Origin of the sequence: Bacillus sp. FSL K6-3431, assembly GCF_038002605.1 — a bacterium.
In the GTDB taxonomy this organism is placed as follows: Bacteria; Bacillota; Bacilli; order Bacillales; family Bacillaceae_C; genus Lederbergia.
Genome location: NZ_JBBOCT010000001.1, coordinates 4,239,350 through 4,263,722 on the forward strand (window position 1 = coordinate 4,239,350; position 24,373 = coordinate 4,263,722).

Below are 24,373 nucleotides of genomic sequence, written 5' to 3' on the forward strand. Positions count from 1 at the left end.
CTTCCTCCGATTTTTTATATAAAACTGAATTTTTCTAAAAGGCGGGACGCTTTCGTATTTCGTATTAAATGACTAGACCAGCATCAAGTTTTTTCTTTTTTATAAAACTTTGCCAAACAAATACGATAATTAATAAGCCAATTCCTATAAAGTCAGTTAAGTAATCAGGTGCAATCATAAGCAATCCGACAATTACTAAAAGTACTCTTTGACCCATTGATGCCCGCATGAGAAGCCAGCCTTGTAAGCCAGCTGCCAGTGAAACGACTCCCACTGTAGCTGTTAACCCAGGAATAATACTTGTTGTATAACTAGCTTCGCCAAGTAGCAGTGCCGGTTCAAATATAAAGAAGAATGGTAATATAAAACCGGTGATCCCAAGTTTGACTGCTGTCATGGATACTTTGTGTTGATTTGTCCCAGCGATTCCTGCCGCAACGTAAGAAGCAAGTGCTACTGGTGGCGTAATATTTGATAAGCAGGCATAAAAAAGAACAAACATATGCGCAGCTAGCGGTGCAACCCCGAGATCGATTAAAACTGGAGTTCCAACGGTTGCAACGATCACATAGGCTGCAACGCCGGGAACGCCCATTCCTAAAATGATACTCATTAGCATGACAAGGAAAGCCGCAAAGAAGATATTATCATTCGTGTAATTCATCACACTATAGCCAAAATTTAGTCCAAGGCCAGTTAAGGAAACAGTACCGATGATCACGCCAATTATTGCACAGGCAACAGCAACCCCAACTGCTCCTTTCGCTCCTTCTTCAAGCGCCAATATAATGTCTTTTAAGCGCATCCTTGTTTCTTTGCGGAGCCAACTTGCAACTACACAGGCAATGATGGAAAATACTGCTGCATACAAAGGAGTAAATCCAGTAAATAAAAGCCCCAATAAAACAAATAATGGAAGAGATAAATGACCTTGCTTCTTTAATACTTCCATCGCTTTTGGAATATTCTCTCGAGAAAGTCCTTTTAAGCCAAGTCGTTTCGCTTCAAAATGAACGACCATAATTAGAGCTAAATAATAAAGTATTGCTGGAATGATGACCGCGATCATGACAGTTGTATAAGGTACACCTAAATACTCAGCCATTACAAATCCTGCTGCACCCATAATCGGAGGTGCGAATTGTCCGCCAGTAGATGCAACAGCTTCAACAGCAGCAGCAAAATGAGCTTTATAGCCGTTTTTTTTCATTAAAGGAATCGTTAATGTACCTGTAGTCGCCACGTTCGCTATCGCACTACCATTGATCATTCCCATTAAAGCACTTGCAATGACCGCAACTTTAGCCGGTCCACCAGGAGAGCGTCCAGCGATTGTTAAAGCGAAATCATTAATAAATTGACTAAAACCACTTCTGTTTAAAAATGCGCCAAATAAAATAAATAAGAAAACAAATGTGGCAGAAACCCCAATTGCAATTCCAAATACACCTTCACTACCCCAAAAAATGTAATCTACTATTCTTTTAATACTAAAACCGCTATGTCCGAATATACCAGGGATCCAAGGGCCGATAAAATTATATAAAAGAAAGATTAGTGCTAAAATTGCAAGATTTCCAACGACACGCCGAGCTGCTTCGAAAATAATTAAAATTCCTATTGCTCCGAATATGTAATCAGGTGTTAATAAAAATCCGCCCCGAAGGACAATGTTCTTATAATTAAATAATAAGTAACCTATCGATAGGATGCTTAACAATATACATATTGTATCGATTAGGGATGGATAGCGAACATTTCTTTTTACCTTTTTTGTTGCAGGGTATAACAGAAAGGTCATGACTAAGAGAAATACTAAATGCCAACCCCTTAATGTCATTGCGTCAAATACTCCTGCACCGGCAGAAAATATTTGAAAAATAGACCAAATTACAGCAATTCCTGTTACTACCTTAGCGAATTTTCCGACATATTCTTTTACACGAAATTCGCTATCTGCTTTCTCCATTAACTCAGTGGGCGATTCTTCTACTTTAACCAAATTCGTCTCTCCCTTTTCGCTTTAACGCTGTAAAGTAATGATATTTAAAAGATGTATATTATTATATCAAAAAAATTTCGACAAGGGAACATACATTTTTCTGAATATGAATTAGACCAATCCTACATCATATTTCTATAGTCATACATTTTGTTGCATAACTTTATTGATAAGGCAGCTAGTGACACAGGTTAATGATTTTGGTATTCAAGTTATTCAAGTTATTCTAGTATTGCTGAATTTGACCCTTTTTTCATGTTTTATTCAGGTATTTTTAGATGACTTTTGAAGATAGAAAAACGTTAGCTTGGCATGAAACACTTGAAATTCATGAATTGGTTGCTTCTCAATCAAATGGATTGATGAAACTCAAAATGGCGATAAAAAAATTGATGATCCTGAATTAAAAACAATTTATAATCAAGCTATTCAAGATATGGAATTAAATTTGAATGAATTGGTGAGATTTTATCCTTTTACACCAAGGGAAGATCGGGGAGAAATGACAAAAGAAGAGTTCGATTTACCATAGTCCTGCTTTTTTCGTAGTGAGGGTAAATCGGTAGACGTTCGATTTACCATAGTCCTGCTTTTTTCGTAGTGAGGGTAAATCGGTAGACGTTCGATTTACCATAGTCCTGCTTTTTTCGTAGTGAGGGTAAATCGGTAGACGTTCGATTTACCATAGTCCTGCTTTTTTCGCAGTGAGGGTAAATCGGTAGGCGTTCGATTTACCATAGTCCTGCTTTTTTTGCAGTGAGGGTAAATCGGTAGGCGTTCGATTTACCATAGTCCTGCTTCTTTGCAGTGAGGATAAAATGGAGAGGGAATCCTAAAAAGCCAAATATATGACTTTTTGGACACCCCCTTTTGACTGCGTGAAATACGGAACCAAATAATCTCATAGAATTTTAATGTATAATGTAGATCACAGTTCATTCATATATTACAAACCTAGAAAAATAGTGAGCTTTTAAATAGAAGTTAATTTTAGAAAGAAAAGGAAAGCATACGAGTACGAAGAAGGAAGCAAGACGGATCGATTGGCAATAGAAATATTTATTCGTCGGGAACAGAAATATTTAATTACTCGTTATCAATATGAGCAGATACTGGAACAGATATCTTCTTATATGAGGCCAGTCAAATATGGTCGAGACGGTAGGAATACGGTCACAAGTCAATATTTTGATAATCAAGATCATCAAATTTATTATGAGACGAAAAATAAACTCAAGTTTGAACAAAAGCTTTGACTGCGTGTGTATGACAAAACCAATAGGGAAGGTATCGCATTTTTTGAAGTAAAGCAAAAGCATAAAAATGTTGTTAATAAAAGACGGATGACGATGCCACTATCGGAAGCCTAATTCGCTATTTTAAGCATGTTCCGTTGATTGGAGCAGAAGGCGGCGACTCCTGGGGGATTAACGTGACAGGTGAGACCCTGCAAGGAACTATTACGGAACGAAGCCGTCGCCACATCGTGTGGCAACGGCTTCGTGACCAACATCCTGTTGGCCTGAAGCTGCTCAACGCACGCCCCCCGGAGCGGAAATCAACAGTATTTATAGATCCTTGCATTAGGAGGACTTTTTCAGTGCCCTCGCGCAGCGTAGGTGGGAGTCCTCGATGATTCAGTTTGTTGAACACTTAGCCGCTAACTGGAAATATATTTTTGCTTTCCTAGACCAATTTTCCAAGGTTGTCCAAAGGTCAGTAACATTATGACTTATTGGACAGTCTTTTTAAAATCATTCAGTCTTCAAATAATTTAAATCGATATAATAGAGGGAAATAGCTTCTATTTGGCGTATGTGTTAAAGGAAGAGAAAATAAAAAGGCGGTAATAATTATGAATACTCACTTAAAGTTTGATTATCATACGCATCATTATCGTTGTGGACATGCAAGAGCAAATATTAAAGATTATATTGAAGCGGCTATTGATATTGGCCTTGATATGGTTGGAATATCTGATCATTCGCCATATTTTGGGAGGGAAGAAGATCAAGCATATCCAAGGATAGCAATGGGGAAAAGTGAATTTTCAAAGTATGTTTCCGAAGTTTTACAACTAAAAGAAGAGTATAATGGAAGAATTGATGTGCTTTTAGGTGTTGAATCAGATTTTTTTCCGGAACATATACATACCTACCGTTATCAATATGAGAAGTATCCATTCGATTATATAATCGGTTCTGTCCATCAGGTTAATGATATTAGTATTTTTGATAGAATGCGTTGGGAAAGCCTATCAACGCAAGAAAAAGTAAAAACGAAAGAAAGGTATTATGAGCTCATTGCCCAATCAGCTCAAAGTGGTTTGTTTCAGATTATCGGACATATGGATGCGATGAAGGCATTTTATCCGTCTTTCTCCTCTATTCAAACGGCTGCAATGGAACACACTTTAAAAATAATTGGTCAGTTTAATATTGCGATCGAAATAAATACGTCTGGTAAAACAAAAGATTGTGGTGGATGGTATCCTGCTGAGGATATTCTTGAAAAGGCTCTTTATCATGGAGTAAAAGTAACTTTTGGATCTGATGCACATGATCCCGAAAGAGTAGGCGATGAATTCGAATCTGTAGGAAAGAGACTGAAGGAAATCGGCTTTAAAGATTGGACTTATTTTAAAGAAAAGAAAATGTTTCATTCTCCATTGAGCATATGAACTGTGCTGTGGATCTTAAGATATGCAATGGATTCATCCGTGCGGTATCAGATTATTAATAATAAGTATCACCACTTTTATCTCCATTAATAAGAGGTAAAGTAATTCTGAGCGAGAAAGGTTAGTGAAGTAGTATGTATAAAGTAACCCAGAAAGATGATGGAAAATATAAAGTATATGAATTAAAAGATATTGAAACTAATTCCATATTGAAAGTTGCTCCTGAAAGAGGTGGCATCATTACAGGATTTGCTGTACAAGGTGAAGAGATTTTATTTTTAAATAAGCAGACTTTTCATGACGAAACAGCGAATGTTAGAGGAGGAATTCCAATTCTATTCCCGATATCTGGTCAATTGGAGAATGGTGAGTATAAATGGGAAGGTAAGAAATATAAGATGAAAAACCATGGATTTGCTAGAAACTTGCCTTGGGAAGTCATTGATACTAATGTCGATGGACATGCCTCTATGACTATACGTCTGGGAAGTAATGATGAAACGAAAGCAGCTTATCCATTTGATTTTGAAGTAATATTTACATATGTTTTAAAAGGGAATACCCTAACCATTCATCAAGAGTATACAAATAAATCGAATGCTGAAATGCCGATGTATGCCGGCTTTCATCCTTATTTCAAAAGTAATGAGAAAAATATTGCATATGATACAGATGCGAAAACCTATCTTGATAATGATGAGTTGGAGGTTAAAGAAGTCCATCATAGAATAGATTTATCAAATAAAAAAGAAGCGTTCGTATTATTAGATGCAAGGAAAAAAGAAATTGCGTTTGAATTACGAGATTTAAATAAGAAAGTAAGCATGACTTATGGAGAAGAATTCAAATATATATATATATGGACAGAGCAAAATCAAGATTTTATTTGTGTAGAGCCATGGATGGCAATGACAAATGAATTTAATCGAAAAGATGAATTATATATAGTCGATCCAAAAGAAACAGTTACAACAGAAATGACCATTTCGGTTGTTTGAGAATACCCCGACCTTGTACACGTGTCTAAGAACGGTGCGAGGTCTTTTTTGATCTTGACAAAGGGCAAATATGGAGTAAAATGACTGTTAGTCACATATTGGTGATTAACAGTCATTTTTGAGTTTTAATATTACAATCTAGTGAAAAAAACTTTTTTATATCTTATTTGAGGTGATTGATTTGAAGAAAGATGAGTTAATTTTACAAGCAGCAATTGAACTAATTAAAGAAAATGGATTTGAAAAAACCTCCATTTCATCGATTACGAAAAAGGCTGAAGTTGCTCATGGAACATTTTATCGCTATTTCAAAAGCAAAAATGAGATTGTACCAGCGATCGCTGAACTTATATTTGAGGACTTACTAACTACAGCGCAGACGAGGGTCGATCCCTCAATGCACTTTTCTGAAAAAGTAGAGTGCCTTGTATCTGTTACTTTGCAAAAAACAACTGAGTATAAGGAAATGTTGATTTTTTGTTATTCTGGAATGGCGTTACATTCTTCTTTTGAAAAGTGGGAAGAGATCTATAGTGATTATTATGATTGGGTTGGTGGGCTTTTATTAGATGCGCAAATAAAGAATGAAATTGATTTAACCGCATATCCGGAAGCGAAAATGCTCCCGAAAATGATTATTACTTCTATTGAAAGTATTACGGAAAATTACTTATTCTCTATAAGTAATGATGAAACAGAGGATAATGAATTACTTAAGCGACATATCATTACCTTTTTGACACAAGCATTAAATATTAAGAAAAAATAAGGGGAATTCAACATGGGATGGCTATTATTAATCATTGCAGGTTTTGGCGAAATTGTTTGGGCGAGCTTTTTAAAGTATGCAGATAGTATTACAGATTGGGCAATCATTGCAGCGATGGTTGCAGGAAGTTTTATATTACTTATAAGATCGTATAAAACAATTCCGATTGCTGTTGCTTATACCGTGTTTGTTGGTATTGGGACAATTGGCACATACTTTGTTGGGATCTATTTAGGGGAGCCATATAATATGAAGCAAATTATTTTTCTATTCATCCTGATGACTGGGATACTCGGTCTTAAATTAACGACGGAAGAAAAGGAAGTGGCTTAATTGGCTTGGATATTGTTAGTAATTGCAGGAATTGAAGAAGTTGTAGCTGTATTTTTTATGAAACATATAGATGGATTTAAAAAGAAGTGGCCGTTAATCGGCATGACAATTGGGTTTATACTAACTTTCTATTGCTTGTCTGTGGCGATGCAAGAGATTCCAGCAGGGGTAGCCTATGGTGTATGGGCCGGTGTAGGGACTGTTGGTATTGTTTTATTAGGAAGATTTGTATTTAAAGAGAAATATAACATGGTTCAATGGTTGTTTTTAAGTTTTGTTGTAATAGGTATATTTGGAATGAAAATGACCGTGTGAAAGTAAAGGTTTTAAAAATATATACAAATTCTACCTTATTAAGATAGCTCTTATCTGCTAGAATATATTGCATAGATAACTGAAGAGAGGCACCACATATGAGAGAAATAATGAATTCGGATCAGATGAAGCAAGCCCTGCTACACGAGTCGCTTTCTATGTTTGCGAAAACTACGAAAGAAATATTGATATTATTAGATTCGCAAGGGAAAATCAAATATATAAATGCATCACTAGAAAAAGAGTTGCAATATCATTTATTTGAATTGGAAAATAAGAGCTACCTGGATCTTGTTCACGAAGATGATCGGAATAAAACACGTGAGTTGATGTATGCTTTCCGAAATAATCAATTCTTCTCTCCTTATACAAATAGATATTATAAGAAGGATGGAACATGTACAAAATTGTTTTGGCGCTATGGCAATGTGACGAAGGAAGGCTGGGTTCAAGTGATAGGCCGGCTTGTTGAAGGTAGTACTGATAAACTTGAGAATTGTATTACAAATTCGGATGGACTGAATGTTTTTTTTGACATGACGGATGAGGCGGGAGATATTTGTGATCTGCAAGGGCGTGTCATTTTACTGAACACTGCGTTTGAAAATTTGTATGGATGGAAGAGGGAAGAGATAGTTGGGAAGACCCTACCAATTTTCCCGAAACATCTACAACATGAATTACAAAGTGTAAAAACGGAGTTGTTAAGTGGGAAAAAAATAGTACATTTCCAAACCTTTAGGATGAAGAAAGATGGTTCGATTTTTCCAGTTACACTAATTGCTTCACCGATTATTGATGAAAACGGAGAGATCATCGCTCTGTCTGCTATTACAAAAGACCTTACTGAGTTAATGGAAAAAAAGAGAATGATTGAAAAACAAAATGAAATGATTGCGGAGCAAGAAGAGCTACTTCTTTATTTAAGCGAGAATATTACTGAGGTCATTTGTTTATTTGATATTACTCAATGTAAATTTCTATATATTAGTCCTTCGCTTGAACCACTATGGGGAATATCTGTTGAAAAACTGTATGAAAACCCAAAAGCCATGATGGACAAGATTTATCCGGAGGATTTGAAGAAGATGAAGGATGTTTTTTCATCTACTAATTCAAGCACATTAGAAATTGAATATAGGATCAAGGATGATAATGCGGTAGAAGAAAAATGGGTGAGAACAAAAATAACTCCTATTATTAATAAAAGTGGATATGCAACTCAAAGTATCAGTGTTTCTCAAGATATTACAGAGTGGAAAAAACAAGACGAGATCTTAAAGAAACAAGATAAATTAGGAGTGATGGGGCAATTAGCGGCAGGCATCGCCCACGAAATAAGAAATCCGTTAACAACGATTAAAGGTCTGACACAGCTACGCGCACAGGAATCAAAAGACACTTATGATGGAGTTATCCTCAAGGAACTTGAACGGATTGAGTCAATTGTGACCGAATTTTTAATGCTTGCAAATCCCCATCAAAAATTAAAGTTTGAAAATGAAAATTTGAATGACATTTTAGTAGAAGTTATTCACTTTATGCAACCAGAAGCATTACTGAATAAGGTTAAAATGATAACAATACTGCAAAATACCATGCCAAATGTAAGATGTGAACCAAAACAAATTAAGCAAGTGCTCATTAATGTCATTAAAAATGCAATCGAGGCTATGCCTGCAGGAGGTACCATTACTTTTACTACTGCCTTATTGCCCAGTGGTCTTGTAGCTATTGAAATTAAAGATGAAGGAATAGGCATACCGAAGGAAATGATCGGACGATTGGGAGAACCATTTTACTCAAATAAAGAAAGAGGTACGGGACTTGGGTTAATGGTGAGCTTGAAAATTATTGAAAATCATCACGGAACTATATTGTTTGACAGTGAAGATGGTGGTGGTACAGCAGTAAGGATATCCCTTTTAGCAAGCAATCAAATTAAATAAGCTAAAACCATAAGTTCCGATGAGCTTATGGTTTTTGTTCTTTTTAGGCTGAAAAGTAGTATTACCGAAAAATAGACGATATTATTTAAGCAATAATACTGATTTCTTATTGTTTAATCCAGCCTTGAGCAGGCCTGTTAATGACAACTATAAAAAGGCAGCTGAACCCTTTTTAGTCGTTCGATCTACTGGTATGATGTATGTGTAAACAAATGTTACAGGGGGTAAAGATGGACAATCAAGATTATTTGGAATTACTTAAAAAGACATTTACAGATCATCGTAATCCAGAAAATGCCGCTCCGATGGAAAAGTATATGAAAGGGTTATATCCTTTTCTTGGTGTCAAATCACCTGAAAGAAAAGAATTATCCAAGCATTTCATTAGAAATTTCAGTTTTCAATCCGAAGAAGATGTAGAGCCTATCATTAAAAAATTATGGGAAATGCCCGAAAGAGAATTTCAATATGTGGCAGTGGATGTGCTTGTTAAAAATAAAAAGTATATAAGTGAAGATTATCTAGATCTCTTGGAATATATAATTACTACTAAGTCGTGGTGGGACACGATTGATACGATCGCTAATCATTTGGTAGGGGCTCTGTTTTTAACATGTCCATATTTAATAGATGAACGAGGGGAAAAGTGGCTTCAATCTGAAAATATATGGCTGCAGCGCACAATGATTCTTTTTCAATTAAAATACAAAGATAAAACGGATACTGAGTTATTATTTTCTATCATTAAGCGAACCTCCCATATTAATGAGTTTTTTATCCAAAAAGCAATCGGTTGGTCCTTGAGGGAATATTCGAAAACAAACAGGAATGCAGTCATTCGTTTTATTGAAAACTACGAACTATCTAACCTAGCTAAAAGAGAAGGATTGAAATATATATACAAAAATAAGGAAGTATATAAAAATTATGATAATATTTAAGTAATAAGATAGAAAAAACAATGGAGGAGAAGTAATGAAGTTATTATGGGATTTAGATGGGACGATTTTCGATACTTATCCGGCCATACTGAATAGCTTTTGCGCGGTTCATGAAGAGGCACTTGGAAAAGCGGTTGATAGAGTAGAAGCACTACGCTGGCTGAAAAGGACTTCAAAGGAGGCATTCGCCCACTATGGAATTTCCGAGGATTTCCGAGATAGATTTAAAGAATTAGATCATGCTGGCGCTGAAGCGGGGAGTCCGCCATTTGAAGGGATAAAAACCATTTTATCTACTGCGGAAGTGAATGTAATTGTGACACATCGCACAAGGGCATCGACAAATGAATTACTTGAAAAATGGGGTCTGCTCAAATATTTTGTTGAGATAGTTAGCCCAGATGATGATGGATATCCAAGAAAGCCCGATATAGCGGCTTATAAATATTTGCATGAAAAATATGAATTAGATTGGGCGATTGGAGATCGTGCGCTTGATTTAATACCAGCAAAAGCAGTAGGGATGAAAACATGTGCCTTTCAAAATCCTGACATCGAGGCAGATCTTCATATTGATGTATATACAGAAACACTAATTGAAATGATGGAATCAATTGGGGGTAAATGAAATGGCAAGTAAAGCCTTATTAAATGTCGATTATACATATGATTTTGTTGCGGAAAAAGGGAATCTCACTTGTGGAAAACCTGGTCAGGAAATTGAACATGCCATTGTTCGTTTGACGAAGGAATTTATTGAAGCGGGAGACTATGTTGTACTGGCGATCGACAAACACAGCGAAAACGATGAATTACATCCGGAAATGAAATTATTTCCTCCACATAATATAGAAGGAACTTATGGTCGAGATCTTTATGGGTCACTCGCTGATTTATACAATCAACATAAAAACGATTCAAACATATATTATATGGATAAAACAAGATATAGTGCTTTTGCAGGAACGGATCTTGAAATGAAACTACGTGAGCGTGGAATAGAAGAAGTTCATATATGTGGAGTTTGCACAGATATTTGCGTATTACACACTGCTATTGACGCATATAACAAAGGCTTTGCAATTATTATTCATGCAGATGCAGTGGCCAGCTTTAATGAAGCTGGACATGAGTGGGCGCTAGGTCATTTTACTAATACACTGGGCGCACTAGTATTAAGAACAGGAAACTAAGGAGTGTAAATAATGAACCACCATTATGATGATGATAGTTTAATGCTACATACAGATTTATATCAAATTAATATGGCGAAGTCATACTGGCAAGATGGAATCCATAATAGAAAGGCAATATTTGATCTTTATTTTCGGAAACTCCCTTTTGCTAATGGGTATGCGGTTTTTGCCGGTTTAGAAAAAGTTATTCAGTATCTTCGTGATTTTCGTTTTAGCGAAACAGATATTGCCTATTTACAAAATGAACTTCATTATGAAGATGACTTTCTAGAGTATTTGCGTAATCTAAAGTTTACTGGTTCGGTGCGTGCCATGAAGGAAGGAGAAATTGTTTTTAGTAACGAACCTATACTAGAGGTGGAAGCGCCGCTTGCAGAAGCACAATTAATTGAAACAGCACTGCTTAACATTGTGAACTATCAAACATTAATTGCGACGAAAGCTTCGCGGATTAAACAAGTTGTAGGTGAAGAAACAGCTTTAGAATTTGGAACGAGAAGAGCACAGGAAATGGATGCGGCACTTTGGGGTGCTAGAGCGACTTTTATTGGTGGTTTCGATGCAACAAGTAATGTGCGCGCGGGGAAATTATTCGGCATGCCTGTAGCTGGGACACATGCTCACGCTATGGTTCAAGCATATCAAGATGATTATACAGCATTTAAAAAATATGCCGAAAGTCATCATGATTGCGTATTCCTTGTTGATACCTATGATACTTTGAGATCCGGTGTTCCAGCGGCAATCAAAGTGGCTAAAGAGTTCGGTGATAAAATTGAATTTAAAGGAATTAGACTCGACAGCGGTGATATGGCCTTTTTATCAAAAGGGGCGCGTAAACTACTTGATGAAGCGGGATTTGTTGATACAAAAGTCTTTGCGTCAAGTGATTTGGATGAATATACAATTTTACATCTAAAAGCCCAAGGTGCCAGAATTGACTCTTGGGGTGTTGGAACGAAGCTGATTACAGCCTATGATCAACCCGCTTTAGGTGCAGTGTATAAACTTGTTTCTATCGAGGATGAGCATGGCGAGATGCAAGACACAATTAAGATATCTGCTAATGCTGATAAAGTGACTACACCGGGTCGGAAAAAGGTGTATCGAATCATTAATCGCACAAATGATAAATCAGAAGGTGATTATATTTCATTGTGGGAGGAGACTCCAGAAGAAGAATCCCGATTGAAAATGTTCCATCCAATTCACACATATATTAGTAAGTTTGTGACAAATTTTGAAGCGAGGAATTTACACCATCCCATTTTTGAAAAAGGTAAACTTGTTTATGAATTGCCTGAATTACTAGAGATTCAAGCATATGCGAAGCAAGGTCTCGGTTTACTTTGGGAGGAATATAAAAGGTCACTTAATCCGGAAGAATACCCGGTCGATTTGAGTCAAGCTTGTTGGGATAATAAAATGAGGAATATTGAAGTAGTAAAAGATAAAGTGAAAAAGTTAAAAAATAAAACAAATGGATAGGAGTGCTAACAATGGATGAACTCCAACGTCAAATAATTGAAGAGCTAAAAGTTCAACCGGTAATAGATCCAAAGACAGAAATTCGTAGAAGCATCGACTTTTTGAAAGCTTACATCGAGAAATATGGATTTTTTAATGGTTTTGTTTTAGGTATATCAGGTGGACAGGATTCTACCCTTGTTGGTAAATTAGCACAAATGGCTGTAAATGAATTGAATGAAGGTCGTGACTTGGATAAATTTACATTTATTGCAGTACGGTTACCATATGGCATTCAATCAGATGTGAACGACGTAGAAGATGCGTTAGCTTTTATTCAACCGAGCGAGACATATGAAATAAATATTAAACAAGCGGTGGATGCAAGTGCAAATTCATTAAAAGCCGCTGGAGTGGAGATTACTGATTTTACAAAAGGTAATGAAAAGGCCCGTGAACGAATGAAAGCTCAGTACAGTATTGCCGCAACATATAATTGCGTAGTGCTTGGAACAGACCAAGCAGCTGAAGCGTTATCCGGATTTTTCACAAAACACGGTGATGGCGCTGCTGATATAGTACCTATTTTCCGACTGAATAAAAGACAAGGCAGGCAACTGTTAAAAGAACTTGACTGTCCGGAGCATTTATACACGAAGATCCCTACGGCAGATTTAGAAGATGATCGACCAATGCTTCCTGATGAAGTAGCGCTTGGCGTATCTTATGAAGAGATAGATGATTATTTAGAAGGTAAACAAGTAACAAACACTGCCAAAAATCGGATCGAAGCACTCTACCTTAAATCACAACACAAACGGCACTTGCCAATAAATGTGTTTGACCAATTTTGGAAATGATAATAAGAAAAGCTTAAGGCGCCTATGGGCATAGATGATGTGGTGAGTAGTGGAGGTAGTAAGAGCAAGAAAAGGAAAAGGAACATCGGCTATTTTTGCCACGTCCTGTGGCAACGCCGATGTGACCTACATCGTGTAGACCTATTTCCGCCACGTCCTGTGGCAACGCCGATGTGACCTACATCGTGTAGACCTATTTCCGCCACGTCCAACAGTACCGCTGGTGTGACTTATATCGTGTGGGCCTTGGCTAAGTTAAGGTTGTTCATATTTGAGACAGGTTATCCTGTCTCTTTTTTTTGAATATCATTTAGGAAATTGAGGAAAAGGGCTAGATTTTTGTATTTTGTCCCCTAGATTTACTTCTCCATGTATAATAAAGGAAAAACTCTTATTTGATGAAATCACTGATATTCTAAAGGATTTTACAATTATAGACAGAATGTTATGTATTATATGAAAAAAATAATAGATGGCGGTGCAATAGATGAACAGCGATATGATGCAGCAACAGATAAAGAAAGTTATCCATAATATTGAGAAAGTCATGATTGGAAAGATAGATGTGGCAAGGCTTAGTGTCGTCGCTCTTTTAGCAGAAGGACATGTATTATTAGAGGATGTGCCAGGTGTCGGAAAAACAATGATGGTACGCGCTTTAGCAAAGTCTGTCAATGCATCTTTTAAGAGGATTCAATTTACTCCTGATCTATTGCCATCGGATGTGTTAGGTGTTTCTATATACAATCCAAAAGAAATGGAATTTACATTCAGGCCTGGTCCCATTGTCGGAAATATCATTCTAGCTGATGAAATTAATCGGACATCACCTAAAACACAGTCGGCATTATTAGAAGGGATGGAAGAAAAAAGTGTTACAGTTGATGGAGTAACATTAAAACTAGATAAACCATTTTTCGTTATGGCGACTCAAAATCCAATCGAATACGAAGGAACTTATCCATTGCCAGAAGCACAGCTAGATCGTTTCTTATTAAAAATGAAAATGGGTTACCCTTCTATCAAGGATGAAGTGGAAGTATTAACAAGGTCTCAAAAGTTGCCTCCAATTGAGGAAATTGAACCTGTTATCACCCTTGATGAATTAAGGCAACTTCAGCAGCAAGTGAAAGAAGTTTATGTGGAAGAAACAATCAAACAATATATTGTGGAACTGGCTAATAAAACAAGGAACCACCCAAATATATATCTAGGCGCAAGCCCAAGAGCATCCATTGCATTGATGAAAGCTTCGCAAGCATTTGCATTCTGTTCGGGAAGGGATTATGTGATTCCTGATGACGTCCAATATTTAGCCCCTTTTGTTTTTTCTCATCGGATTATTTTGAAATCAGAAGCCAAGTATCAAGGTGTGATAATAGAAACGCTAATTGAAACTATTATTTCTGAAATACATGTGCCAGTTAAAAGGGCCGTAGAATAAACATGGGAAGAAAATGGAGAAAAAGACGAAGCTTAAGGATATTTAAACCTGTATTAAGTGCTTTATTACTACTTGTTTTACTTGGCCTGTCATTTGTCTATGCGATGTTTCAAGGTGGGTTTGTCAGCTGGTTTTTATTTTATAGTTTTCTCCCGTTTGCAGTTTATTCAGGTCTATTGTTTATGTATCCAATGCAAGGATTCAAGGTCACTAGAAAGGTTAGCGCTCATAAGGTCAGTGCTGGCAACCATTTAACTATTATCATTAAATTTAAGAGAAAAGTCCCTTTTCCATTGCTATTTTTAATCATCGAGGACGTGATTCCCGATGAATTATATAGCGAAACTAGCAAACAAATAATCTTTCTGGGGTTTAAGCGGGAATATAAGATTACTTATCATATTGAAAGGGCAACAAGAGGAGAACATAGATTTGAAGCCATTCGCCTGAAAATAGGGGATGCCCTTGGTATTGTGGAAAAAGAACGTTATTTTGATTGTCAAAATACAATTCTAGTATATCCGCAAATGGAAGATATGATATATAGGCCTTTTGAAAGCCAATTTGAGCAAGGGGGAACTCTCTCGGCCATGCAATTTCAAAAAAACACATCACTTGTTGCTGGTATTAGACAGTATCAGCCAGGAGATCGCTTTGCTTGGATTGATTGGAAGTCGACAGCTAGAACGAATGATATGATGTCTAAGGAATTTGAGATTAGGCAATCGAATGATTTACTTATCGTTTTAAATCGAACACCGACGGATCAATTTGAAGCAATCGTTAAGTTTGCTGCATCGGCAATACGGGCTATTTTAACCCATGGTGGCCAAGTCGGGTTATTTTCAGCTGGAGAAGACAGGACGTTTATTCCGATTAAAGGCGGAGAACAGCAGCAAGCGAGACTATTAGATCATCTAGCTAGAGTGAAAGTTGCTAAAGGACTTCATTTTGCAAAGTTTTTTTCTGAAGAAGCAGTCCTCTATCAACAACCCGCAAATTTGCTGATAATCACAGCTAGTTTAGACAGAGATATGATCGAGAGTACCTCTTCTTATATGAGGCGAAGGGGAGCATTATTCATTTATTTAATTAAAAAAGATGGTGAGGTTTCACTAGGAGAAGAAGAGAGTCTAATAGCATCTGCACTTCAAAGCGGTATCATCATCAAAACTGTGTACGAGTCCAATTTCCGGACCGCTTTTTCGGAGGTGAGTCGCGCATGAGTTCTGAACGAAATGTTTACACATTTATATTATATTTATTTGGATTTTTTATACTCGCGGAGTGGGTACGACCACTTTCTGAAATTACTCAAACCGGTGGCTTACATTATTTTCTATTATTTATTGCATTTTCAGCGTTGTTAAATTATTTACAACTTAGGTGGTGGCTAAGCATCCCGTTAAAAACAGCCATTATTTTAATTTTTTTATATCGCATATTTTTCATGAGAATGCCAAGTGAATTCCCATGGATGCAAGTCCTTTTGTCCGATGTGATCGATAATATGAAGAGCATCGCATCTGGTCACTGGTATGATTTATCTGATCTGTCAAGAAGTCTTCTTTTCTTTATTTTACTATGGTTAATGACATATTTACTTCAATATTGGTTGACGATAAGGAAAAGCATTTTCGTTTTTTATGTAATGACAGTTATATATATTGCTGTTCTAGATACGTTTACTGTATATATAGGTAAATGGTCAATGATTAGGATTGTGACTTGTGGCTTTGCTTTATTAGGATTGCTATATTTTCAAAGATTATTGGAAAAGGAACAGATTGAAACAAAACAAATGAAGATTGCCAAATGGGCTTTTCCACTAGCAATCATGATCGGTGTAAGTGTATGTATCGGTTACATTGTACCTAAAGCCGATCCTAAATGGCCTGATCCTGTTCCTTTTATTCAATCGACTGCGGAAAATGTTCGATCTGAGTCTTCTGTTTCTAAGATTGGTTATGGGGCAGATGACACCCAATTGGGTGGACCATTTGTTGGCGACAGTACAGTGGTTTTCGAAGTGGAAACGCCAGCAAAACAATATTGGAAAGTAGAAGTAAAGGATGTATATACGGGAAAAGGCTGGATCACTTCAGATACTTCCGATCCACCGATACCGATTGAATCGGGAAGTGTTTTTGCAATGGATCCCACTTCATTGGCGGATAAACCGATTAGCGAAGCAATATTTGAAATGAATATCCCATACAGTCACATCATACGGCCATATGGATTTTTCTCAGTGGAAGGAAATGAGCAAGGCTATTTCGAATATGATTCTAGTTTGGATAAAATCAATTCCTTTACAATGGAAAATGAGCTTATACCATTGGAAGCATACGCTGTACAGTATAAAAAAGCTGCTTATAGTATGAAGGAAATGCGTGCCACAAAGATGCTTCCTAATGAAGTATATTTTGACATGATGAAGAAGCAGTATACACAGTTGCCTGAAACATTGCCGGACAGAGTTCGTGAGCTTGCTAAAGAAATAACTGCTAATGAAAATAATTGGTATGATCAGGCTAAGGCGATTGAACGTTATTTTCAATCTGGGAAGTTCTCTTATGACCAAAATGATGTTGCTGTTCCTATAGGGGACCAGGATTATGTGGATCAATTTCTTTTTGAGACATTTCGCGGATATTGTGATAACTTTTCAACCTCAATGGTGACGATGCTTCGGGCAGTTGGTATTCCTGCTAGATGGGCGAAGGGGTATAGCGGAGGAAATTACAAGGGCAGTGCAGAATCTCATAATATATTATATGAAGTGACAAACAATGAAGCCCATTCGTGGGTGGAAGTATTATTTCCAACGGAGGGCTGGGTCCCGTTTGAGCCAACAATCGGCTTTGATAATTTTGCCACATATGTACAAGACGAGGAGAAGGCTGACGCTGCCCCTGCTCCGCCGAAAGAGGAAAAAGATAAACCGGAGGCACCGAAAACAAACGCAAAGGATACAGAAAAGAAAGAGCAAAAGGAATATAGGAATTCTATCTCTATATGGCCAAAAGTTCAGTCTTTTATAGCAAAGAATTGGTTGGTTTTTGTCGTGCTATTAGTAGTGATCGTTAGTGGGTGTATTTGGATGATATGGAAGCGGAGCAAATGGATTCCATATGTCTTAATTAGAATATATAAAAAGAAAAATGAAAAGGATATATTTGCTCATGCCTATAATGATTTACTAAGACAGCTAGAACGCTATGGTTTGAAGCGTGAACCAGGGCAAACCCTTAGAGAATACGCAATTTATATTGATGGATATTTCGATATAAATGATATGATTATACTTACGGAGTATTATGAACGAACGGTTTATCGAGGAGATTCAATGGTTGACGAATGGGAACAGCTTCAAAAGCTATGGGAAAACGTAATTAGAAAGACAACAGATCGACCCAAATAAGGAAAAAGGTATAAAAAAATAGGCTGCCACACAGCCTATTTTCTGTTTTTAGATCAACTTACTGCTTATAGATGTTAAGAATTTGTTTGGGCGATGTGTTCAATTTTCATGAATGACTTTTGACAGAAATAATAGACAAAATAGACGGCAATACTCCATACAATGATAGATGAAATAGGAATAACTTTGCTTACTAAAGCAGCCAATAATAGGATTATTCCACAAAGTAATGTTATCCAAAGTTGGCTAATAGATATCAAAACAGAATTTTTAAGTAACACAGTCAAACGCATTTTATAGTGAACCATAACAGGAAATAAAAATATGGTTGTCATAATAAAAAACAAACTAAAAAATAAAAAGGACGAGATCATAATGATTTTTAGTGCACCAGTCATATGTAAACTGATATTAATATTGTAGTAAAGTATAAAAGCAAGTATCATCCAAACAATGCCTATTAAAAAGCTTTGTAAGAAGTTTTCTTTAAAAAATGAAAAAAAGTTTCGGAATACACCATCATCCTTTTTTTGGACCCATTGTCTAACGACGCCAAACATTGCGGCTGTCGCTGGAAAAATAGTGATAATCGGTATACACATGATAATCCAAAGCAAATTTAATAATATGAAATTGGTAAATCTCTCTAAGAAACGATAGAAGCCACTGTCTAAACTAAATATATTCATTGATTTACCCCCTATCTATTTCATAGCTGCTAAAAAGGTTATTCTAATATAAATTATCATAATTTTTTATGAAATACAATATTCAGAATTAAAGTTTTTATTTTTAAGGGTATAGTTCTTTTTAACTATTGCATAATTCAGACATATGTTTTATATTCAATTTGTAACCGCTTTCTGAAATCGATATCATGTTTGTTATCGAATATGTTAGAAATGAGGGAGGAGGATATGCCGACAATCTCCGATGTAGCTAAATTAGCTGGGTTATCAAGGGCGACTGTATCACGTGTGATTAACGACCATCCATATGTTTCTGAAGAGAAGAAAGAGCTTGTAAATGAAGCAATGAAACACTTGGGATATATACCCAATACCCATGCGCAGAATTTGCGAAAACAAAAAACGAATATTATTGCTGTTCTAGTACCCAGATTGAGTAACCCATTTTTTGCATACTTAGTTGAAAGTTTAGAGAGAAATGCGCTTGGAACAGGATTTCAAATATTAATTTGCAATACATTGTACGATAAACAACGTGAAATTAATTTTTTAAATTTATTAAAAGCAAAACAGGTAGACGGAATTATTATGACTTCCATTGAAAATGATTGGAAAAGGATTCAGTCCATTCTCCTGAATGGGCCGATAATATTTTGTAATGAGTATGTTACGGAAACAAATGTTCCAACTATACGCTTGAATCAAAAAGAAGGTGCCTACATTGGAACCCGTCATTTGATTCAAAGGGGACATACAAAAATAGGTTATTGCTGGGGTGGGTTCCTTAGTGGTCTTTCTAAAGATCGATTGGAAGGCTATCAAAAAGCAATGGCAGAACAAGGGTTAGATATAAATGAAAACTGGATTTTTTCAGACGCCTTCAATAGTAATGATGGCAGAAAAGTAATGAATACTGTTGTTAAAATGGAAGATAGACCAACGGCTTTTTTTACAGGTAGTGATGAAGTCGCTGCTGGTATTATTTCCGAAGCGAAACAACTAGGTTTAAGCGTCCCGCGTGATATTGCTGTAATTGGATTTGATGACCAGCCGATTGCGCAGGTAGTAGAGCCTCCATTGACAACCATTCGCCAACCAATTGAAGAAATTGGAGAAAAGACGATGGAAATAATGATTGACTTGATAACAAATAAAGTGAAAATGGGCGTACAAAAAGTTTATGAGTTACCTTTCAAATTAGTTGTGCGTGGTTCAAGTTGAACAAGCAAACAAAATTAGTGTAGGGGGAGTGCTCAATGAGAAAGAAATGCTCGTATATCAAAGTTATTCCGATGCTGCTTATATTGTTACTCATTATTTCAGGATGTAGTTCAGGTGGTGGGAAAAAATCAGGTGGAGATTCCGGTGGAAAAGTAAAACTTACGATGTCAGCATGGGGAAATCCCGCGGAAATAAAAGTGTATCAGAGGGCACTTGATGAGTATCAAAAACAAAATAAAAATGTAGAAATTAAACTAATACCAGTACCTGGTGATAACTATGAACAAAAGTTAATGACTGAGTTATCCGGTGGATCAGCAAATGATATCTTTTATGTTGGTTCGGAAACGATTTCGAAACTAATCGAAACAGGTAAAATCGCAGATCTAACTGATTTTCTTGATAGCTCGGGAAGCTTTGTAAAAGCTGACGAGTTTGCAGATGGTTTATGGGGAGCTGCTAAAAAAGACGAGAAAATATACGGAGTTTCCGTAGATAATAACCCCTTTTTAATGTACTACAATAAAAAAGTACTTGCGGAAGCAGGAGTGGAGAAAACTCCGCAAGATTATTTTGATGAAGGCAAGTGGAATTGGGAAGCATTTGCTGAAATTACAGGGAAGATAAATGCTGCTGGAAAAAAAGGATTTGTAGCGGAAAATAATAGTGGACATCTATTCTCCTGGGTTTGGTCAAATGGTGGCCAATTATATGATGACGAAGGCAATTATATATTAGAAGAAAATGAAAAAGCACAAGAAACATTTAAATATCTTGCGGATTTAGTGAAAGATGGCAATGTAACCTATGCTGGATCATTGCCGAAGGGTCAGGGTGCAGATGCGATGTTCATGTCCAACCAAGTTGGATTTGTGGCAGCTGGTCGGTGGTTAACTCCAATGTTTAGTGAAAATAAATCATTAGAATTTGATTATATTCCATGGCCGACTAATACAGGCAATAAAATGGAGCCTGCGGCAATTGCGATAGCATATATGTCAGTGAGTAAGAATTCGAAACATATTGAAGAAGCAATGAAATTCATGTCATTCTATACCTCAGCTGAAGGTCAAAAATCTCGTCTAGCTGATAATGGTAATGCTGTTCCATCTGTAAGTGGGGTAGATGAGATTATTACAGCAGATGCAGTTCCAGAGCATGCAAGCTACTTAGTTGATGCTCGGGAAATCGGTCGAGTTGAGGACAAACAAGTAGTAATCCCAGGCTTGGATAAAGAAATTTCAGATATTATGGACCTCATGTATCTTGGTAAAAATGATGCTGAAAAGACAATAGAAGCTGTGACTAAAAAAGCGAAAGAAATGATAGAGGAATATAGACAGCAATAATAGTAATCTACTGATAAAAAATTTGGAAGAAAGGGAGAATTTACATTTTCCCTTCCTTTCAATAGTTGAGAGGGTGATTTCAATGAGACGGAATAACGCACTCTGGGGCTATGCTTTTTTAGCACCCCAATTAGTAGGATTAATTGCTTTTTCCTTAATTCCACTTGGTTTTGCAGTCGTATTAAGTTTTATGAAATGGGATGGATTTGGGGAAAAAACGTTTGTAGGTTTTAGTAATTTCATTGGTCAATTCTCGAATCCTACCTTTTGGAAAGCTTTAATAAATACTGCGTATTATACGGTATTATATATTCCTATTGGAATAGTCATTTCGTTAGTATTAGCGATAGCATTAAATAAGATAAAAGGAAAAGAACTGTACAGGGTATTCTTTTTCATGCCAGTCATCACTAGTTCCGTATCCGTCGGTGTGATATGGATGTGGATATTAAATGGTGATTTCGGAATTTTAAACCAATTCCTTGGTTATATAGGGATCGATGGTCCTCAATGGTTAACGGATACGAAATGGGTCATGATTTCAATTGCGATGCTTAGTATATGGTGGCAGCTTGGTTATAATATGGTTATTTTCCTTGCAGGTCTACAAGGTATTTCTAATAGTTATTATGAAGCAGCCGAAATAGATGGTGCATCAAAATTTCAAAAGTTTTTACATATCACTTTACCATTGCTATCACCGACAACGTTTTTCGTCGCAATCATGTCGATCATTAGCTCATTCCAGGTATTTGATCAGGCCTTTGTTATGACGAGTGGTGGACCAGCGAAATCAAGTTATACTCTAGTGTATCACGTGTATGAAAGTGGTTTCCGTAACTTTAAATGGGGGGAAAGTTCTGCCGCAGCGATGATATTATTTGTCATCATTTTGATTTTCACTTTAATTCAATTTAGAATGTCGAAAAGGTGGGTTCATTATGAAGAGTAATATACTGAGTAAAGACACCGTCCCAGTGAATCCAAATACGAACCAAAGAAAGAAAAAGAAGATCAGTTTATCAGGATTAATTGTCCATTTTTTAATTATTATCGGTTCACTTATTATGATTTTTCCTTTTATATGGTCCATTACTAGTTCCTTAAAGGATATTTCCCAAATCTTTTTAGTACCACCTGAATTTATACCGAAACCTTTCGTGTGGTCAAACTATCCTGCGTCTTTACAGGCTATGCCATTTGGACAAGCTTATTGGAATAGTTTTTATATTACGGTGCTTGTCGTAGGCATTCAAATACTTACTGCTTCGATGGCAGCCTATGCCTTTGCGAAAATTCGTTTCCCAGGCTCTAACTTTTTATTTGTATTCTTTTTGGCCACGATGATGATTCCGAAGCAAGTTACAATGATCCCGACCTTTATGATTATGGAAAAAATCAACTGGTTAGATACCCACCTACCATTAATTATTCCAGGTGCCTTGTTTAACGCATTTGCTGTATTTTTATTAAGGCAATTTGTAATGGGGATACCGAAGGATTTGGAAGAGGCAGCAGTTATTGATGGAGCAAATCCATTGCGTATATACTGGCATGTCATATTGCCGCTTATAAGACCAGCTATGGCTGCAGTAGGGATTTTCATTTTTATGGGAACATGGAATAACTTTTTAGAACCATTAATCTATCTTAGTACGCCTGAACTTTTTACAGTACCTCTACTATTGAATTATTTTAAAGGGCTGTATGTAACAGATTGGGCACTAATGATGGCAGGATCTGTAATATCAGTCATCCCAGTACTTATCATTTATATTTTCGCCCAAAAGCATATTATAGAAGGTGTAGCATTAACTGGAATGAAAGGCTGACTTATAATAAGAAGTGAAAAATACACATTAAATGATGGGGCGTCCAAAAAGCCATATAATTGGCTTTTTAGGAGCCCCTCTCAATTTTATTCTCATCGCGAAAAAGGCACGAGCTGGTCATTGGACGCACTTCGATGTCCCTTCCAACGAAAAAAGCAGAGGTAAGGTAAATCGAACGCCTCCCGATTGCCCCAGCCAACGAAAAAAGCAGGGATAAGGTAAATCGAACGCCTCCCGATTGCCCCAGCCAACGAAAAAAGCAGGGATAAGGTAAATCGAACGCCTCCCGATTGCCCCAGCCAACGAAAAAAGCAGAGGTAAGGTAAATCGAACGCCTCCCGATTGCCCCAGCCAACGAAAAAAGCAGAGGTAAGGTAAATCGAACGCCTCCCGATTGCCCCTACCAACGAAAAAAGTAGGATTAAGGTAAATCGAACGCCTACGGATTGCCCCTCCCTACGAAAAAGGCACTCCCAAGGTCAATTGACCCCCACTCAAATCAAATTACATTTTTTTAATTCAGAGCAAGATGAAAAATCAGCAGAAAGCCGTTTTATCGATTTTCCTACTTTTCGGACAGCTCCATTTAGCAACTAAAAAGCTTTTGATCTAAGAATTATGGGAAAATTAAATTAGAATGACAACAGGTTGACCGAGATATCAAACAGGTATAAAATGAAAAATAATTATAGATGATACGGTGCCAGTGAAATATGCCAGCTGGCGGCCCTTCATATAATTCCGCAAATAAGGTGCGGAAGTCTCTATGTAGCCACCCTAAACGGCTCGGCTATGAAGGCAGTTTTCTAAAAGATAAAAAGATATGATGATACTACGATCTAACTCTTTTTGTCGGAAACGCTACTGGATTGCTGCCTTCTTAATGTGAGGCAGCGTTCTAATT

21 protein-coding genes and 1 riboswitch are annotated in these 24,373 nt (G+C 36.7%); of the genes, 19 read left to right on the top strand and 2 right to left on the bottom strand.

Annotation, left to right across the window (positions count from 1 at the left end):
- Positions 1 to 64 precede the first annotated feature (64 nt).
- Entirely contained in the window at positions 65 to 2,002 is a 1,938-nt protein-coding gene (locus tag MHB53_RS20465; RefSeq protein ID WP_340921883.1) for a TRAP transporter permease, read from the bottom strand.
- Between the two features lie 1,043 nt (positions 2,003 to 3,045).
- Between MHB53_RS20465 and MHB53_RS20470 the strand changes: the two genes are divergently transcribed.
- From MHB53_RS20470 to MHB53_RS20540, 15 genes are all read left to right on the top strand, one after another.
- Positions 3,046 to 3,258 carry a VTC domain-containing protein gene (locus MHB53_RS20470; protein WP_340921884.1) on the top strand — a complete coding sequence of 71 codons (213 nt, stop codon included), beginning with the start codon at positions 3,046 to 3,048 and terminating at the stop codon, positions 3,256 to 3,258.
- A 599-nt stretch (positions 3,259 to 3,857) separates the two neighbouring features.
- Complete coding sequence (locus MHB53_RS20475) at positions 3,858 to 4,682, top strand: histidinol-phosphatase (protein WP_340921887.1); 825 nt, start codon at positions 3,858 to 3,860, stop codon at positions 4,680 to 4,682.
- 134 nt (positions 4,683 to 4,816) lie between these two features.
- Positions 4,817 to 5,680: an aldose epimerase family protein gene (locus MHB53_RS20480; RefSeq protein WP_340921889.1), complete on the top strand. Its 864-nt coding sequence runs from the start codon at positions 4,817 to 4,819 to the stop codon at positions 5,678 to 5,680.
- Positions 5,681 to 5,861: 181 nt separating this feature from the next.
- Positions 5,862 to 6,449, top strand: a complete 588-nt coding sequence (locus MHB53_RS20485) for a TetR family transcriptional regulator (RefSeq protein WP_340921890.1) — start codon at positions 5,862 to 5,864, stop codon at positions 6,447 to 6,449.
- A 12-nt stretch (positions 6,450 to 6,461) separates the two neighbouring features.
- Positions 6,462 to 6,782: a DMT family transporter gene (locus MHB53_RS20490; RefSeq protein WP_340921893.1), complete on the top strand. Its 321-nt coding sequence runs from the start codon at positions 6,462 to 6,464 to the stop codon at positions 6,780 to 6,782.
- Positions 6,783 to 7,097: a DMT family transporter gene (locus tag MHB53_RS20495; protein WP_340921895.1), complete on the top strand. Its 315-nt coding sequence runs from the start codon at positions 6,783 to 6,785 to the stop codon at positions 7,095 to 7,097.
- Positions 7,098 to 7,195: 98 nt separating this feature from the next.
- Positions 7,196 to 9,046 carry a PAS domain-containing protein gene (locus MHB53_RS20500; protein ID WP_340921897.1) on the top strand — a complete coding sequence of 617 codons (1,851 nt, stop codon included), beginning with the start codon at positions 7,196 to 7,198 and terminating at the stop codon, positions 9,044 to 9,046.
- A 230-nt stretch (positions 9,047 to 9,276) separates the two neighbouring features.
- Positions 9,277 to 9,987: a DNA alkylation repair protein gene (locus tag MHB53_RS20505; protein ID WP_340921899.1), complete on the top strand. Its 711-nt coding sequence runs from the start codon at positions 9,277 to 9,279 to the stop codon at positions 9,985 to 9,987.
- A 34-nt stretch (positions 9,988 to 10,021) separates the two neighbouring features.
- Positions 10,022 to 10,615, top strand: a complete 594-nt coding sequence (locus MHB53_RS20510; RefSeq protein ID WP_340921901.1) for an HAD hydrolase-like protein — start codon at positions 10,022 to 10,024, stop codon at positions 10,613 to 10,615.
- A gap of 1 nt (position 10,616) precedes the next feature.
- Positions 10,617 to 11,180 (top strand): cysteine hydrolase family protein, encoded by a 564-nt coding sequence (locus MHB53_RS20515; protein WP_340921902.1) that lies wholly within the window; start codon positions 10,617 to 10,619, stop codon positions 11,178 to 11,180.
- Positions 11,181 to 11,192: 12 nt separating this feature from the next.
- Positions 11,193 to 12,671 (top strand): nicotinate phosphoribosyltransferase, encoded by a 1,479-nt coding sequence (locus tag MHB53_RS20520; protein ID WP_340921904.1) that lies wholly within the window; start codon positions 11,193 to 11,195, stop codon positions 12,669 to 12,671.
- Between the two features lie 11 nt (positions 12,672 to 12,682).
- The gene (nadE, locus tag MHB53_RS20525) at positions 12,683 to 13,510 is read left to right on the top strand and encodes an ammonia-dependent NAD(+) synthetase (RefSeq protein WP_340921906.1); all 828 of its coding nucleotides are present in this window, start codon (positions 12,683 to 12,685) and stop codon (positions 13,508 to 13,510) included.
- 487 nt (positions 13,511 to 13,997) lie between these two features.
- The gene (locus MHB53_RS20530; RefSeq protein WP_340921908.1) at positions 13,998 to 14,954 is read left to right on the top strand and encodes an AAA family ATPase; all 957 of its coding nucleotides are present in this window, start codon (positions 13,998 to 14,000) and stop codon (positions 14,952 to 14,954) included.
- A gap of 2 nt (positions 14,955 to 14,956) precedes the next feature.
- On the top strand, positions 14,957 to 16,180 hold the full coding sequence (locus tag MHB53_RS20535; protein ID WP_340921910.1) for a DUF58 domain-containing protein: 1,224 nt from the start codon (positions 14,957 to 14,959) through the stop codon (positions 16,178 to 16,180).
- Complete coding sequence (locus tag MHB53_RS20540) at positions 16,177 to 18,378, top strand: DUF4129 domain-containing transglutaminase family protein (protein WP_340921912.1); 2,202 nt, start codon at positions 16,177 to 16,179, stop codon at positions 18,376 to 18,378. Before MHB53_RS20535 ends, MHB53_RS20540 begins: the two co-directional genes overlap by 4 nt.
- Positions 18,379 to 18,452: 74 nt before the next feature.
- Here MHB53_RS20540 and MHB53_RS20545 read toward each other — a convergent pair whose 3' ends face one another.
- On the bottom strand, positions 18,453 to 19,067 hold the full coding sequence (locus tag MHB53_RS20545) for a YesL family protein (RefSeq protein WP_340921915.1): 615 nt from the start codon (positions 19,065 to 19,067) through the stop codon (positions 18,453 to 18,455).
- Between the two features lie 228 nt (positions 19,068 to 19,295).
- Between MHB53_RS20545 and MHB53_RS20550 the strand changes: the two genes are divergently transcribed.
- The 4 genes from MHB53_RS20550 (at position 19,296) to MHB53_RS20565 (ending at position 23,469) form a co-directional block, all read left to right on the top strand.
- A complete protein-coding gene (locus tag MHB53_RS20550) occupies positions 19,296 to 20,288 on the top strand; it encodes a LacI family DNA-binding transcriptional regulator (RefSeq protein WP_340921917.1) in 993 nt (330 codons plus the stop codon).
- A 35-nt stretch (positions 20,289 to 20,323) separates the two neighbouring features.
- The gene (locus MHB53_RS20555) at positions 20,324 to 21,637 is read left to right on the top strand and encodes an ABC transporter substrate-binding protein (RefSeq protein WP_340921920.1); all 1,314 of its coding nucleotides are present in this window, start codon (positions 20,324 to 20,326) and stop codon (positions 21,635 to 21,637) included.
- Between the two features lie 82 nt (positions 21,638 to 21,719).
- Positions 21,720 to 22,589 carry a carbohydrate ABC transporter permease gene (locus MHB53_RS20560; protein ID WP_340921921.1) on the top strand — a complete coding sequence of 290 codons (870 nt, stop codon included), beginning with the start codon at positions 21,720 to 21,722 and terminating at the stop codon, positions 22,587 to 22,589.
- Positions 22,579 to 23,469 (top strand): carbohydrate ABC transporter permease, encoded by an 891-nt coding sequence (locus MHB53_RS20565; protein ID WP_340921923.1) that lies wholly within the window; start codon positions 22,579 to 22,581, stop codon positions 23,467 to 23,469. The genes MHB53_RS20560 and MHB53_RS20565 overlap by 11 nt, the downstream gene beginning before the upstream one ends.
- Before the next feature lie 711 nt (positions 23,470 to 24,180).
- Positions 24,181 to 24,282: riboswitch (purine riboswitch) on the top strand.
- The last annotated feature ends 91 nt before the right edge of the window (positions 24,283 to 24,373 follow it).

What these genes read in the sequence shown, in the direction of transcription:
- MHB53_RS20535 (WP_340921910.1), top strand. Translation starts at nt 14,957, where the DNA reads ATGGGAAGAAAATGGAGAAAAAGACGAAGCTTAAGGATATTTAAACCT.
- MHB53_RS20490 (WP_340921893.1), top strand. Translation starts at nt 6,462, where the DNA reads ATGGGATGGCTATTATTAATCATTGCAGGTTTTGGCGAAATTGTTTGG.
- MHB53_RS20475 (WP_340921887.1), top strand. Translation starts at nt 3,858, where the DNA reads ATGAATACTCACTTAAAGTTTGATTATCATACGCATCATTATCGTTGT.
- MHB53_RS20555 (WP_340921920.1), top strand. Translation starts at nt 20,324, where the DNA reads ATGAGAAAGAAATGCTCGTATATCAAAGTTATTCCGATGCTGCTTATA.
- MHB53_RS20515 (WP_340921902.1), top strand. Translation starts at nt 10,617, where the DNA reads ATGGCAAGTAAAGCCTTATTAAATGTCGATTATACATATGATTTTGTT.
- MHB53_RS20530 (WP_340921908.1), top strand. Translation starts at nt 13,998, where the DNA reads ATGAACAGCGATATGATGCAGCAACAGATAAAGAAAGTTATCCATAAT.
- MHB53_RS20480 (WP_340921889.1), top strand. Translation starts at nt 4,817, where the DNA reads ATGTATAAAGTAACCCAGAAAGATGATGGAAAATATAAAGTATATGAA.
- MHB53_RS20540 (WP_340921912.1), top strand. Translation starts at nt 16,177, where the DNA reads ATGAGTTCTGAACGAAATGTTTACACATTTATATTATATTTATTTGGA.
- MHB53_RS20550 (WP_340921917.1), top strand. Translation starts at nt 19,296, where the DNA reads ATGCCGACAATCTCCGATGTAGCTAAATTAGCTGGGTTATCAAGGGCG.
- nadE (WP_340921906.1), top strand. Translation starts at nt 12,683, where the DNA reads ATGGATGAACTCCAACGTCAAATAATTGAAGAGCTAAAAGTTCAACCG.
- MHB53_RS20510 (WP_340921901.1), top strand. Translation starts at nt 10,022, where the DNA reads ATGAAGTTATTATGGGATTTAGATGGGACGATTTTCGATACTTATCCG.
- MHB53_RS20505 (WP_340921899.1), top strand. Translation starts at nt 9,277, where the DNA reads ATGGACAATCAAGATTATTTGGAATTACTTAAAAAGACATTTACAGAT.
- MHB53_RS20500 (WP_340921897.1), top strand. Translation starts at nt 7,196, where the DNA reads ATGAGAGAAATAATGAATTCGGATCAGATGAAGCAAGCCCTGCTACAC.
- MHB53_RS20560 (WP_340921921.1), top strand. Translation starts at nt 21,720, where the DNA reads ATGAGACGGAATAACGCACTCTGGGGCTATGCTTTTTTAGCACCCCAA.
- MHB53_RS20520 (WP_340921904.1), top strand. Translation starts at nt 11,193, where the DNA reads ATGAACCACCATTATGATGATGATAGTTTAATGCTACATACAGATTTA.
- MHB53_RS20565 (WP_340921923.1), top strand. Translation starts at nt 22,579, where the DNA reads ATGAAGAGTAATATACTGAGTAAAGACACCGTCCCAGTGAATCCAAAT.
- MHB53_RS20545 (WP_340921915.1), bottom strand. Translation starts at nt 19,067, where the DNA reads ATGAATATATTTAGTTTAGACAGTGGCTTCTATCGTTTCTTAGAGAGA.